This is a genomic window from Pseudoalteromonas sp. NCIMB 1079, from assembly GCF_040567695.1.
Taxonomy (GTDB): Bacteria; Pseudomonadota; Gammaproteobacteria; order Enterobacterales; family Alteromonadaceae; genus Pseudoalteromonas; species Pseudoalteromonas distincta.
This window is the reverse complement of record NZ_JBEWZA010000002.1, coordinates 315,178-329,362: the sequence shown is the minus strand read 5'-3', so window position 1 is coordinate 329,362 and position 14,185 is coordinate 315,178. Positions and strand designations below refer to the sequence as shown.

Annotated in this window: 12 protein-coding genes; 4 read left to right on the top strand and 8 right to left on the bottom strand. The window is 39.8% G+C overall.

Going from position 1 to position 14,185, the window contains the following annotated elements:
• Positions 1 to 17: 17 nt before the first annotated feature.
• Genes hisH through hisG form a run of 5 tightly spaced genes read right to left on the bottom strand, consistent with a single transcriptional unit; the run spans position 18 to position 4,968 of the window.
• Positions 18 to 608, bottom strand: coding sequence for an imidazole glycerol phosphate synthase subunit HisH (hisH, locus tag ABX891_RS18165; RefSeq protein WP_002960265.1), 591 nt, complete (start codon positions 606 to 608; stop codon positions 18 to 20).
• Complete coding sequence (gene hisB, locus ABX891_RS18160) at positions 605 to 1,666, bottom strand: bifunctional histidinol-phosphatase/imidazoleglycerol-phosphate dehydratase HisB (RefSeq protein WP_182724733.1); 1,062 nt, start codon at positions 1,664 to 1,666, stop codon at positions 605 to 607. The genes hisH and hisB overlap by 4 nt, the downstream gene beginning before the upstream one ends.
• Positions 1,663 to 2,772, bottom strand: coding sequence for a histidinol-phosphate transaminase (hisC, locus tag ABX891_RS18155; protein ID WP_354630295.1), 1,110 nt, complete (start codon positions 2,770 to 2,772; stop codon positions 1,663 to 1,665). Before hisC ends, hisB begins: the two co-directional genes overlap by 4 nt.
• The gene (hisD, locus tag ABX891_RS18150) at positions 2,762 to 4,063 is read right to left on the bottom strand and encodes a histidinol dehydrogenase (protein ID WP_354630294.1); all 1,302 of its coding nucleotides are present in this window, start codon (positions 4,061 to 4,063) and stop codon (positions 2,762 to 2,764) included. Before hisD ends, hisC begins: the two co-directional genes overlap by 11 nt.
• Positions 4,064 to 4,068: 5 nt before the next feature.
• Positions 4,069 to 4,968 carry an ATP phosphoribosyltransferase gene (gene hisG, locus ABX891_RS18145; RefSeq protein ID WP_002960257.1) on the bottom strand — a complete coding sequence of 300 codons (900 nt, stop codon included), beginning with the start codon at positions 4,966 to 4,968 and terminating at the stop codon, positions 4,069 to 4,071.
• A 421-nt stretch (positions 4,969 to 5,389) separates the two neighbouring features.
• Here hisG and ABX891_RS18140 point away from each other — a divergent pair, with 421 nt between their 5' ends.
• Entirely contained in the window at positions 5,390 to 5,626 is a 237-nt protein-coding gene (locus ABX891_RS18140; protein ID WP_096794606.1) for a hypothetical protein, read from the top strand.
• A gap of 114 nt (positions 5,627 to 5,740) precedes the next feature.
• Here the strand turns inward: ABX891_RS18140 and ABX891_RS18135 are convergent, their stop codons facing one another.
• Complete coding sequence (locus ABX891_RS18135; protein ID WP_354630506.1) at positions 5,741 to 7,594, bottom strand: cytochrome c/FTR1 family iron permease; 1,854 nt, start codon at positions 7,592 to 7,594, stop codon at positions 5,741 to 5,743.
• A gap of 283 nt (positions 7,595 to 7,877) precedes the next feature.
• Complete coding sequence (locus ABX891_RS18130) at positions 7,878 to 9,161, bottom strand: cation:proton antiporter (protein WP_354630293.1); 1,284 nt, start codon at positions 9,159 to 9,161, stop codon at positions 7,878 to 7,880.
• 331 nt (positions 9,162 to 9,492) lie between these two features.
• Between ABX891_RS18130 and yoaA the strand changes: the two genes are divergently transcribed.
• The 3 genes from yoaA (at position 9,493) to ABX891_RS18115 (ending at position 12,518) form a co-directional block, all read left to right on the top strand.
• Positions 9,493 to 11,409, top strand: coding sequence for a DNA repair helicase YoaA (gene yoaA, locus ABX891_RS18125; RefSeq protein WP_002960248.1), 1,917 nt, complete (start codon positions 9,493 to 9,495; stop codon positions 11,407 to 11,409).
• A 9-nt stretch (positions 11,410 to 11,418) separates the two neighbouring features.
• On the top strand, positions 11,419 to 12,120 hold the full coding sequence (gene tsaB / locus ABX891_RS18120; protein ID WP_182672377.1) for a tRNA (adenosine(37)-N6)-threonylcarbamoyltransferase complex dimerization subunit type 1 TsaB: 702 nt from the start codon (positions 11,419 to 11,421) through the stop codon (positions 12,118 to 12,120).
• A 68-nt stretch (positions 12,121 to 12,188) separates the two neighbouring features.
• The gene (locus ABX891_RS18115; protein WP_193226942.1) at positions 12,189 to 12,518 is read left to right on the top strand and encodes a hypothetical protein; all 330 of its coding nucleotides are present in this window, start codon (positions 12,189 to 12,191) and stop codon (positions 12,516 to 12,518) included.
• A gap of 95 nt (positions 12,519 to 12,613) precedes the next feature.
• Here ABX891_RS18115 and ABX891_RS18110 read toward each other — a convergent pair whose 3' ends face one another.
• On the bottom strand, positions 12,614 to 13,903 hold the full coding sequence (locus ABX891_RS18110; RefSeq protein ID WP_354630292.1) for an alkaline phosphatase: 1,290 nt from the start codon (positions 13,901 to 13,903) through the stop codon (positions 12,614 to 12,616).
• Between the last annotated feature and the right edge of the window lie 282 nt (positions 13,904 to 14,185).

Sequence of the window (14,185 nt, the reverse complement as noted above, 5' to 3'; positions counted from 1 at the left end):
GTTAGTTAATGGGCAGCTTATAACTGCCAATCAACAAAATTTTGTAATAAACGTGCGCCAACTTTTGCGCTGCGCTCTGGGTGAAATTGCATGCCTGCGTAATTGTCTTTAGCAACAATGGCTGAAAAGGTTTGACCATATTCGCCGCTCACGAGTGTGGCGTCGTTTACGGTGTGCGCAAAGCTGTGAACAAAATACACTTGCTCATCGAGCGTCAGCCCTTTAGTTAATGCATGCTCTTTATTAACGCTTAAGTTATTCCAACCCATATGCGGCGACGTTAAATTGCCTACATCAAGCGCTTTTACTTGCCCTGGTATTTTACCTAGGCACTGTACGTTACCTTCTTCGGTGCTTTCGCACAGTAACTGCATACCTAAACAAATACCCATAAGCGGGCGCTGGTATTCATTTATAGCTTGTTGCCAGCCGTTATCGACTAGGCGCTTCATAGCAACCGATGCGTGACCTACACCTGGTAATATAGCGCGCTCAAAACCCGCTAATTGCTCTGGTGAAGTAATTACTGTTGGCGTTTGCCCTAAGCGTTCAAACGCAAAACGTACTGAATTTATATTGGCACAACCGGTATTAATTATGGCAATCATAAACATCCCTTAGAGCTGGCTGTTTGTTGGGTCGTGTCTTGTGCTACTGCCATACGAAGTGCACGTGAAAACGCTTTAAATAAGCCTTCTACTTGGTGATGACAGTTACCGTCGCTTACCGATAAAATAAGGCTAATAGCGGCGTTATCACTTAAGCTCTTGAAAAAGTGCTCAACCATTTGCACGTCTAAGTCGCCTGCTTTTTCGCGGCTAAAGTTAGCGTTTAATACAAATGATGCACGGCCCGATAAATCAATTTGTGCTTCAGCTTTACATTCATCCATAGGAAGAGCAAAACCATAGCGTGCAATTTGCGATTTAGTGCCAAGCGCTTGTTTAAGTGCAACACCAAGAGCAATACCAATGTCTTCAACAAGGTGGTGCTCGTCTATGTGTAAATCGCCTTTGGCTTTAATGTTTAAACCAATGTTTGCGTGGGTGCGGATTTGATCAAGCATGTGATCAAAAAAGCCAAGTCCGGTGTCTATGCTGCCATTTTTAGTTTGATCTAAGTTTATGGCTACATCAATTTGGGTTTCTTTAGTGTTGCGTGTAACACGACCTTCGCGGTTTGCAGTGGTCAATTTAGTTACTATCGCACTCCAATCGCCGTCGTATAAAATACCTTCACAACATAAGTTTTGAGCAAGGCCAATATCGGTCTGGCGATCGCCAATAACAAAAGAGCGCGCTAAGTCTACTTTGCCTGAGCGCATAAGCTCGGTAAGTAAGCCCGTTTTAGGTTTACGGCAATCGCAGTTTTGCTCGTTAAAGTGAGGGCAAATTAATACTTCGTCAAAGCTAATGCCTTGGCTTTGCATTATGTCCATCATTTTGTCTTGTGCTATGTCAAAATCAGCAGTAGGAAAACTATCTGTGCCTAAACCATCTTGGTTAGACACCATTACTAAACGGTAACCTGCGGCTTGTAATTGTAATAACGCAGGAATAACACCAGGTAAAAATGCTAGCTTTTCAAGGCTATCTACCTGTTTGTCGGTAATTGGCTCTTCAATAATAGTGCCGTCGCGGTCTATAAATAAATAGGGGTTACTCATGATACTTCGTTTCCTGCTAAAGATGCTGCGGTAGCCGGCGTTTGTAAGCCATCTAACCAAATTTTTACTTGTTCAAGTTCTTGTTCACTGCCAATTGAAATTCGTAGCCAGTCGTCTTCACCGTATAGTGTAAAAGCGCGCATAACCAAACCTTGCTCAAGTGCAATTTTAAAGTAGTTTTTGTCGGCTAATTTTAAAGTAACAAAGTTACCTTCACCAGTGAGAATTTTTAATGCAGCAGGGGAGGCGTTTAGCCAATCTACCAACTTAGCTTTTAAGCTATTTAAAATAGTAACTTGGCGGCGCATTGATGTAATTGCATCGGGTGCAATTGCTTGCGCTGCAATATTTGCTACAACACCTGATACCGGATACGGCGCAATGACTTTACGAATTGGCGCTAGTGTTGCTGCTTGTGCAAGCGTAAAGCCCGTTCTGAGCCCTGCTAGCGCAAAGGCTTTAGAAAGCGTGCGCAGAACCACTACATTCCTAAACTCATTAATAAGTTTTGTGGCGCTTTGCTCTGGGCAAAACTCTATATAGGCTTCATCAACAATAACCAGTGCTTTACCTGCAAGTGCTGTTGCAATCGCTTTTACTTTATCAAGTGGTGTTAAGCTACCCGTTGGGTTATTTGGGTTACAAATAAACACCAGTTTTGAGCTGCCAACAGCTGCGACTATTTCGTCAGCACTGCCATTTAGTAATAACTCTTGGGTAAGCGCGTTAATACCAACGTTGTGTGTATCAGCCGTTACTTTGTACATACCGTAGGTTGGTAAAAATAGCGCAATACTATCTTTAGCTGGCTCACAGTATGTGCGCACTAAAAGCTCAATGCCTTCATCTGCGCCGCGCGTCATTAATACATTTTCGCTTTCAAGCTCTGTATAAGCTGCATACCTGTCAATAACCAGTTGCGGTTGTGGGTCGGGATAGCGATTTAAATCCTCAATACTCAGTTCAAGATTTTTAGCATACGGGCTTTCGTTAGCATTTAGCCACGTAGTACCGGTTAGCTTTTCACTTTTTGCAGAGCTGTATGCAGCAAGGGCTGCAATATTTTTAGGTAATAAGCTAGACGCTTGTGCGCTCTCATTGCTCATTTTTAATTGCCTCTAAACGAATTGAAACCGCATTAGCGTGGGCATCAAGGCCTTCTGCATCTGCAAGTGGTAAAATTGCTTTTGAAAGCTGCGTTAAACCACTTTTAGTAATTGTTTGCACTGTGTATGTACGGAAAAAATCAAGCAAGTTTAAACTCGAGTAAGTTGCACTATAACCATATGTTGGTAACACGTGGTTAGTACCCGATGCGTAATCGCCTGCAGATTCTGGTGTGTAGTCACCTACAAATACTGAGCCTGCATTTTTAACTTTGTCTAGGTAAGGTGTTGCATCGCCTAGTTGTAAAATTAAGTGCTCTGGGCCGTATTGCGCCGATACGTCAAATGCTTGCTCAATTGAATCAACCAAAATAAGTGAAGAATTAGCGAGCGCTTGCTCGGCTGTTTCTTTGCGGCTCAAATTAGCTAACTGGCGTGTAAGTGCCTGCTGAGTTTGTTCTATAATACTTTCGCTGTTACATAGTAAAATAACTTGCGAGTCTGCGCCGTGCTCTGCTTGTGAGAGTAAGTCGGCGGCTATAAATTCTGGGTTTGCACGTTCATCTGCAATAACTAATACTTCAGAAGGACCTGCTGGCATATCAATTGCCATACCTGGGATAGTTTGCGCAACGAGCTGTTTAGCCATTGTTACGAAGCTATTACCTGGGCCAAAAATTTTGTTTACTTTAGGAACTGATTCGGTGCCATAAGCCATTGCTGCAATTGCGCCTGCGCCACCACTTTCTATCAAAGTAGTAATGCCACATAACTTAGCTGCATATAAAATAGCAGGGTTAATTGCTTTATCACCTTGTACCGGCGTAGCTAGTACAACGGTTTTAGCGCCGCTTAACTGTGCTAATACACCTTGCATAATAACCGACGATGGCAGTGGAGCACTGCCACCGGGTACATAAATACCGACTGCTTCGATGGCTTGATATTTCAGTTCACATACAACGCCTGGTTGGGTCGATAATTTAATATCTTTTGGCAACTGCGCTTCGTGAAAACGTTTAACGTTTGCATAAGCGGTATCAATTGCGTATTTAAGCTCTGCACTTAGTGCTTGCTCTGATGCGTTAATTTCATCTAGCGGTACACGCAAACGTGGGTTAGCTCTATTATCAAACTCTTTGGCCATGCTAAGTAAGGCCTCATCGCCTTGCTCTTTTACATTAGCTAAAATAGTTTTGCATATTGCTTCAACCTTTGCGCTTACAGAAACTGCAGGGCGCATTAGCGCCGCGGCTTGTACTTGTGAAGATTCCTCATTCCAACGAAGCATGGTACTTACTCCATCATTTTTTCAATTGGCATAACTAAAATAGAGTTAGCGCCTAGGGCCTTTAACTGCTCCATTGTTTCCCAAAATAATGTTTCGCTGCTTACCATGTGAAGTGCTACGTATTCTTCATTACCCGCAAGGGCAAGTAGAGTCGGTTGACCAGAACCAGGTAAAATTTCACAAATTTCATCAAGTTTATTTTTTGGTGCGTGTAGCATGATGTATTTGCTTTCTTTAGCTTGTCTAACACCACGTAGGCGCGGCATAAGCTTATTGATTAGTGCTAGTTTGTCAGCATCTTGCAGATCTTTATTTTGAATTAAACATGCGTTTGATTCTAAAATTGTATCACCTTGAATTAAGCCGTTAGCTTCAAGTGTTGCGCCAGTAGATACCAAATCACAAATTGCATCAGATAAACCTGCACGTGGTGCTACTTCAACAGAGCCAGTAAGCATTACTGTACTTGCGTTAATGCCTTCGCGCTTTAACCACTGAGTTAAAATTTCTGGGTAGGTAGTTGCAATACGTTTGCCTTCAAACCAGCTCTTATCGCGAGCGCCTAGCTCTTGTGGCCATGCAAGTGCAAGACGACAGTAACCAAAATCTAGTTTTGAAAGTTTGTTTACTTCGCTTGGAACACCTTGGCGTTCACGTTCTGCTTGAACTTCTACTAGTACATTTTCGCCAACTATTCCTAAGTCACATACACCGTCCATTACTAAACCAGGAATATCGTCATCGCGCACACGTAGTACGTCAATTGGCATATTAGTTGAGTGTGCAATTAAGCGTTGTTCACGAAGGTTAAGCTTAACACCTAACTGTTTTAACAGATCTTGACAATCTTTAGATAGGCGGCCGCCTTTTTGGATGGCGATACGTAGACGATTTGTGTTACTCATTATTCATTTTCCTTTAATTTAAAAACTAAAAAAACCCCGAGGGGAACCTCAGGGCGAAAATGAATCAATGTTTTTTGAATCGCCAGAGGTTCCTTTTAGGAATAACCTCTCAGCGAAAGACCTGACAGGTTATTCCGGTGAATGGTGGTGATGATGTACTGTTGTCAGGTTTAAGCGCATTTTTTATCCTATATAACTGCCCGTTGCTTTGTTAACGTGCAGTTGTTATCTGTTTAAATAAATTTCGCATTCATAAAAACATAAACAGCGATATTATGGCAAGTTTTTTTTAGCTTAATTAAAGCATATGTTATAACTGTCGATAATATTAAGATAATAAGCGCAATTTTAGCGAATAATTGTTTGTTTATCATTCAAATTTAGCATTTTGATAATCAAACAGTTAAATAAGGAAGTACGTATGGATATCATGATCCCTTATTTAGGAAGAATCACCAGGCTAGAAGTTGAGTCAAAAGGCGCTTTCCATATTGCGGGTGTGCAAAGTGGATCGGCTACTGAAAAAGTTGAACTAGAGAATAAAAAAAGGCGTGAGTTACAGAAAAAGAAAAAGCTCAATATGCTTGATGATCAAAGTAGTAAAAAAAAGTCTAACGTAGACGATGACGAAAACCCCCATTTAGATACATGGGCTTGAAAATACCAGCTTTACTAAATACATAAGCAATTAATTAAAAAGGCCCTTGCGGGCCTTTTTACTATGTATTTTGCTTATGCCAATTAGCTTAAACTCTTAAGCAGATAGGCATTACTATTGGTTTTTGCTTTTAAATATATAAAAGCTAAATATTGCAAACACACATACTTGAGCCACAATACCTTGCCATGTCGATTTTATACCAAGCCATGCAATATCAAAGCTCATCGGCAGCGACGCAATACCTATTATATCGGCCTCTTGTAATGCAATAACGGCTTTGCCCATAAGCACAAACGAGAGTACAAATAGTAGGTAAGTGGTAATGGCAAAAAACTTAGCCACCGGTAATTTAATTGAGTATTTAATTAATACCCACGTAATAATAGCCAGTATTGCTATAGCTATCGCAAAACCCGATGCAATAGATGAATATTGAGCAGGCGAGCTTTGCGTTAATAATGACTGATAAAACAGCACGGTTTCGAATACTTCTCGGTATACGGCAATAAAAGAAAGCCCCGCTAATCCCCATAATGTACCCGACTCAAGACGCTTATCTATATTGTCTTTTATATATTTTTGCCATTGTTGCGCACTTGTTTTACTGTGCATCCATACGCCAACATACAGTAAAATTACAGCGGCAAACAATGCACCAGTACCTTCCATAACTTCGCGACTTGCACCACTTATTTCTATTAATGTTTGCGCAGCAGCCCATGTTAAGCCACCGGCAATAAGTGCTGTTACCCAGCCAATATGTACGTATTTAAGTGCATCTTGACGTTTCGTTTTAATAAGCACAGTCATAAGGGCAATAATAACTAAGAGTGCCTCTAAGCCTTCTCGCAGTAATATTATTAAACTAGCTGAAAGTAGAGCGCCATCAGTTAGCTTGGTTTCGTTTAGCATGCTATCAGCTTTATCGAGTTGTGTTAGTGCGGCACTTACTTTTTCGGCAACGACGACTGTATCTTTTTCGTTTTTGAATGTTTGGCGCAGGTTCATCAGTTGTACTTCGATGTTTTTACGCAGTGTTTCGTCGTAGGCATTTAAGTTGTTTTCAACAAGCTCAAAGCCATCTAAGTATGCGCTAATTGCTAAATCACTTGCTTGTGAGTAATTGCCTTTAGCATGCTCGGCTTGCGCTGCAAGTAATTGCGTGCGAGTAACTGTTATCGGATTTTTGTTAGCGCTAAATAATTGCTCTGGATTACCACGAAGCCATTTAACGTAATGTGCTTGTGCTTCACTTTGACCTGCCGATAATTGTGCAGGGTTTAGGTTTACAATCTGCGAAGCGGTAATGTTTTGTTCTACATTTTGTGGTTTTTGAACATCTTTAAATGCCAAGCTACCTACATAGAAAGCTAAAGACCATCGTTGTTGTTCATTAAATTGGGTAAAAGCAACCATAGGTGTGTCGTCAATGCCGTTACTTACAGCGTCAAACAACCCCATTAATGAGCGGTTAGTTGCACGTTCTTCGTCGGTAAAGTTGGTAGGTTCTGGCGATAAATCTTTTGCAAGCGGGCCGTCGCCTTGACCACTTTGGCCGTGACACATTGAGCAGTTAGTAGCAAAAAGCGCTTTAGTCTGCTCAACCGGAAGCAGCGATGTAGGTAACGATAGTTGTGGCATAAAGGTAAGCAGCGACTCACGAAGCGCTGAGCTTGCTGCACGTACATCGGCAACACTCGCTTTATTAGCAATCGCTGTATGCAGTGCTTTAGCTTGTGCCTTTACTGTATCAAACTCATTGGTTTGGCTTGATAGCTGTCCAGCTTGCTCAATAATAACGTGCGAAAATTCAGTCATTTCTTGATATTCGTCGGGGTCTAGTATTTCATCATTTCCAACAGCTGCCACGTAATCTACACCTATATACTCTGCAAGCTGTGCAATTTGTTTTATTTTTGTTTGCTCATTAGGTGAGGCCGACACATTAAAGCTTGCCATAGCCATTATAAAAAGCACAAAAAAACAATGAAATTGTCGTTTGCCCAGAGATACCAAATTTAAAAACACGTGAGAATTATTTTTGGACATTGAAAAGCCCTACAGAGGAAAAGCCAAAATTATAATTGTTTTCATTTGCATTTCAAGCGGATTAATTTAAACAAAGAAGATAAATAAAAAGGATAACAATTTATAGAACTTTAAAGTGTTTTTGTAACATGTGAGTAACAGTAACCAAGTGATTTATATAATAACTTGGTTACTGAGTTGATTGCTCACAAAGCATTTATTACTTTGCTTGCTCAGCTGACTTAATGCTGCTTTGAATAAGCGGCGAAATAGTTAAGCCTTGTACAATAATAGAAAATATAACCACAACGTAGGTAACAATAACGATTAGGTTATGTAGGTCAGAGCCGCCTACAAAAACTTGCTCGCGTGGGATTGCTGCCGCCATTGCCAGTGCTAGACCTCCACGTAGCCCACCCCAGGTTAAAATTTTAACACTGTGTTTATCGTAACTTCTAAAGCGTTTAAAGATAACAAAGGGTGCGCCTACACTAATAAAGCGTGCTAGTAATACTGCAGGTACCATTAGTAAGCCTAAGCCAATTTCACCAAGCGTGATTGGCATAGTCACTATTAGCATACCTATTATTAAAAACAGTAGGGCATTTAAAAAGCTATCGGTTGCATGCCAAAAATCTTTTACGTAACGAGTGTCTTCAGGCCCCGTGCGCTCAGTTGCTTTAGTACGAGTAATGTTACCCATTAATATGCCGCTCGTTACCATGGCAAGTGCGCCTGATATTTCCCAAATATTTGCAGCAGCAAAACCTGCGGTAGGAATAGTTAAGGTTATCAATAAGCGAATGTTTACATCGCGGCTGTTAATAATTAAAAAGTGGCCAACCAAAGCGATAACCAAACCAAACGCAATGCCGCCTAGGGCGTCTACAAAAAAGAGTTCTGCTATATCGCCAAATTGTGCATCGGTGCCATAAAAAGCAACCGAAAAAATGGTCGTAAATATTACTAAACCAATACCGTCGTTAAATAGCGACTCACCTTCTACTTGAACTGAGATTCCTTCTGGCGCTCGCATTTGTTTAATAATAGCAAGTACGGCAATAGGGTCGGTTGGGCTAATAAGCGCGCCAAATAATAAACAGTATATAAACGGTACATCAAAGCCAAATAAGGCAAACAGATAAAAACTTAAATAACCGACTATAAAAGTGGAAGCAATAGTAGAAAATAGCACTAGTGTGGTTATTTCCCAGCGCTGTTTACGAAGCGCCATAAGGTTAATTTCCAATGCGCCAGCATAAAGTAAAAATCCGAGCATACCTTTGAGTAATAACTCGTTAAAGTTAATACTGGAAACAATTTGGGTCATGGCTAACGCATTTTGATCGCCTAATAATTTAACGGCAATAATCAATAATAAAGAAATAACAACTGAGCCTGTAGTAATGGCAATTGTAGTTTGCATTTTGAGGATATATTGGTTTGCAAAAGCAATAAAAATTGCAATGGCAGAGAGAAAACAAATGAGATACCAAGCATTCATTGGCTAACCTTACTATTTTTTTAACGACACACGAAAAAGAGGATTATAAACCCGCGTATGGTACTCCTGTAATATTTCAGAGTCACAGTTTTTATGCCTAAATATAGCTTTTAATACGGATTGTTTTTAGTAAAAGTTAATAGAAAATTAGGCTTTGTAAATATTGTCATTATTAAATTAAATGTACGTTATAAATACACAGTGTATTGGAAAATCGAATGATTAATCTCACTATTAAAGTGCGTATTAATTCGTAAAGTAAAAGTGGGTTTTGTAATTACTTGCCCTTAATGCTTTGCTTACGTAAAATCCCGCTATTATTTATTTTAAAGTGATTGGTATTATCAAACAGCTGTTTAGTGCAACCGGGCCTTTAGCGTTATCTTTAGATGGGTATACGCCTCGCCAACCACAAATTGATATGGCAGTAGCTGTTGCGGATGCATTAAAAAACAGTTCGCAATTAGTTGTTGAAGCAGGCACGGGTACGGGTAAAACATTTGCATATTTAGCCCCTGCACTTAAGTCAAAAGGGCGCACGATAATATCAACAGGTTCTAAAGCTCTACAAGAGCAGCTTTATCACCGAGATTTACCGCAACTAGTTAAAGCTTTAAGTGCTTCAAAAAAAACCGCCTTATTAAAAGGGCGCGCCAATTACCTATGCACCTACCGACTTAATCAACATGTTGCACATGTACCTACTGACGACTCTGACGTAATGCATCAACTAGCTATGGTAGCTAAGTTTGCAAGCGAAACACAATCGGGCGATTTAGCCGATTGCATAGGTATAGAAGATGATGCCAAAGTACTGCCTTATGTAAATTCAACAGCCGATAATTGTTTAGGTAAAGAGTGTCCAGATTTTCAAAGCTGTTATATACGCAAAGCACGTTTAACTGCGGCCGATGCCGATGTGGTTGTAATTAATCACCATTTGTTTTTTGCTGATATGGCTGTAAAAGAAAGTGGCTTTGCTGAACTTATGCCAAAAGCCGACGCATATATATTTGATGAAGCCCATCAGTTAAGCGAAATTGCTAGTGATTACTTTGGTGAAAGTGTAAGCACTAAAAAGTTGGTAGATTTAATTAATGATTTACGTGCTATTTATAGAGCTGAAATTCCCGATATGCTGCAACTTGGTAAAAGCTTAAACAAGCTTGAGACAAGCGTTGCTGATTTACGATTACAATTTGGTGTTGATGGCAGTCGTGGCGATTGGCGAGAAAAACTAAGCGATAAACAAATTTGCGCGGCGCTCCATCGTGTGATCAGTGATTTAGATTTTGTTTACCAAGTACTTAAACTTTGCCTAGATAGAAGCGACAAAATTGAGCATCCATTTGAACGTGCACTTGCGTTTAAAGGGCAGTTAGAGCGGGTTTTTGATACAGCCCAAACCGGCTTTAGTTATTGGTATGAAACAACGCGCCGTTATTTAACAATTAATATAACGCCATTGAATGTATCAGCTAAGTTTGCTCAAATGATGCAAGACACGGGCGCAGGGTTTGTATTCACTTCAGCAACACTTTCGGTTGATAACAAACTAGAGCATTTTAATGCAAGCCTAGGTTTGAAACCAAAACAAAGTATGATGGTAGATAGCCCATTTGATTACCCTAATCAGGCGCTGCTGTGTTTACCTCGCTACTTACCCGAATCGCATGCTGATAATATGCCACATGCAATTGTAAAACTAACGCTTGAGCTTATAAAATCAGCACAAGGGCGTTGTTTTGTGCTATTTACTAGCTATCGAATGATGCACTTAGTGGCCGAAGGGCTAACTACACAAATAGACTACCCAGTTTATATGCAAGGGCAAATGTCTAAGCGTATAATTTTAGAGAAATTTACTCGCCATGGTAATGCGGTATTACTCGGCACGGCTTCTTTTTGGGAAGGTGTTGATGTACGCGGCAGTACATTAAGCTGTGTTATTATAGACAAATTGCCATTTGCAGCCCCTGACGATCCATTGCTACAAGCTAAAATGCAAGATTGCCAAATGCAGGGAAAAGACCCTTTTTCACACATACAATTACCGCAGGCTGTTATTGCGCTAAAGCAAGGTGTAGGGCGTTTAATTCGAGATAGTAAAGACAAAGGCGTACTTGTAATATGCGATAATCGCTTAGTTACGCGCCAATATGGCCAAGTATTTTTGAAAAGCTTACCACCGATGCGCCGCACGCGAAGCTTAGAAGATGCCAATACATTTTTAAAACAAATTAATTAGAGTACTAAAATGATCAAAAGTAATATCCTCGCCCTTGATGCTTCAACTGAAGCACTTTCAATTGTCTTACATTACCAGGGCCAAACGTTTCATCATTTTGAAGAGTGTCCGCAGCAGCACAGCCAAAAAATACTTCCACTTGTGGATGAACTGTTAACTAAAGCAAACTGTAAATTAAAAGATTTAGACGTAATCGGTTTTGGCCAAGGGCCAGGTAGTTTCACCGGTGTACGTATTAGTGTTGCTATAGCGCAAGGCTTAGCGTATTCAACTAATTTGCCGCTTGTTGGTGTGTCTACACTGGCTACTATGGCTCAACAAACGTTTGAACAAAATGGCAGCCTAAGTGTTTATCCAAGTATAGATGCGCGTATGGGTGAGATATACTTTGCACATTACCAAGCGCAAAATAATCTAATGCTTTTAGTTAACCAAGAATGCGTTATAAAACCTGATTTACTAAACAATGAGTATATAGCAACCACTGAGCCATCTGTAGCAGTGGGCACAGGTTTTAAAACCTATCCTGATGCGCTTAATGACTTTGAAAACGTGACAATTAATACTGATATTACATTGCCTGATGCACGTTATATGTTAGCGCATGTTGAAGCCGCGTTTTTAGCGGGTGACGTTGTAAAAGCGAGTGACGCTCAACCTAAATATGTGCGCGATACGGTAACGTGGAAAAAGCTACCAGGACGTGAGTAATCATATTATTTGCAAATTGGTTGTTTTTAAATCATAATTTTATGCATTATTAAGGTTGGAGACGCGTAATGACGCTGCCTATTGGTTCAGGTTTTTTTACCGGAGATATTCCGGGTAGGGTTAGCTCTACTAAAGTTGTTACTAATAAACCACAGAGTTTATTAGACCAACCGGCTGCTAAAAAAACAAATACCGATTACGTAAAAAACAGTGTTGAGGGTGTTGAACTGGCTAATCAGCTGTTTAAAAGCAGTGCTAAAAGCAATGAATACAGCCAAACAATTTACGACCAACCGACAGCTCAAGTAAGCAAAGCGATTTCTACTTATACTGAATTTGCTAATTTAGAACGCAGAGCAGAAGTACAAAATTTAATAGGCGTTGATATATACGCTTAACGCTTATGTAAGCGCTTTAGATAAATACAGCTATAAAATTTAATAAAAAGCCCGAACAAATGTTCGGGCTTTTTGTGTTCAAATCCACGTAAAGCTTACTGCTTAATAAAGCCAATCAGCTTATCTGCTATATCAGTATTATTTTGTGAACCAATAAATTGCTCACTGCCTTTACCATAGGCAAATACCTGCACGTCTACAGCGGTATGACCGCCTGTTGTCCAGCCAGTAAAGCTTGCATCGCTAATAATACTTTTAACAGCTAAATTAAGCGCTTTTTCACCCATTTTTTTAGCTTGCTCAAGTTTTATTTGGTTTTCAGTTGTAAATTCAATATTGGTGTTAGCAGTCCATACTGGTTTTAAATCATCAGAATCCAGTAAAAGTTGAGTTAGTTTACCAGCAGTTGCTTTAACACCTTTTACTACATCAGTTTCCCATTTGTACTGACCATGTGCGCCAAGGGTTAACCCTCCTGTAGAGTGATCTGCAGTAATAACTAAAATAGTATCTTCGTTTTTATCTACATAGGCTTTTGCTTTTTCGATTGATTTAGCAAAATCATCCATCTCAGCCATTGCACAGGCAATATCGTTAGAGTGACCACACCAATCAATTTGGCTGCCTTCAATCATCACAAAAAAGCCTTCTTTGTTTTGATTATCTAATAAACCAAGTGCTTTAGACGTTAACTGAGTAAGACGAGTTGGGTTTTCATCTAATGCAAAAGGTAAGCCTTTAGATGCGTATAAACCAATTGCAGGTATTTGTGTAATTTGCCCTAGGTTTTTAATGTCGTCGCCATATTGATAACCAGCGGCTTTAAATTCATCAACTAAATTACGGTCATCACGAATAAAGTATTTAGTACCGCCACCAAGCATTAAATCAACCGGTAATTTACCCGCAATTTTATTGTCGATGTAGTCATTGGCAATGTCATTATAATTATTACGTGATTCATTATGCGCCGCAAAACTTGCTGGAGTTGCGTGGTTAATTTGTGAAGTTGCTACAAGCGCTGTTGTCATACCGCGCTCATTTGCTATTTCAAGCATGGTTTTAACTGACTTTTTGTCTGTATCTACTGCAATTGCGCCATTGTAACTTTTATGACCGCTACTGAGTGCTGTAGCACCTGCTGCGCTGTCTGTCACATAAGTATGGTCATCAGGGTAGGTACGAGCCATACCCTTTAAAATAGTGTCAAAAACCGTGCCTTCTACTTCTTTTGTTGCAGGGTCATCTTTAAAATAGCGATAAGCCGTGGTGTAAGCCGGACCCATGCCGTCACCAATCATATAAATTACATTTTTAGGTGCTGATTCTGCGTAAGCACCAGAAGCGGTGCATAAAAGCGCTAATAAGCTGATCTGTTTTTTCATGGTTGTGTACCTTATGAGTGTACCTTATTTAATAGCCGCTGATATTGTATACAGATAGTATGATAAATAAATGAATATCTAAGATATTTATAATTTGGGGTTATATGAATAGAATTGTAGTTAACGCTGTTAGTTCTATTTATTTAAATTATACTGGTTATAGCTTAACTACATATAATGCTATCACCTTTTAATTGTTTAAAAGGTATACAAAGCAAACATATTTAAAAAGATCAGCTTATTTTTTTTGTAATTAAACTTATGATATTGTTTAAATTTTAT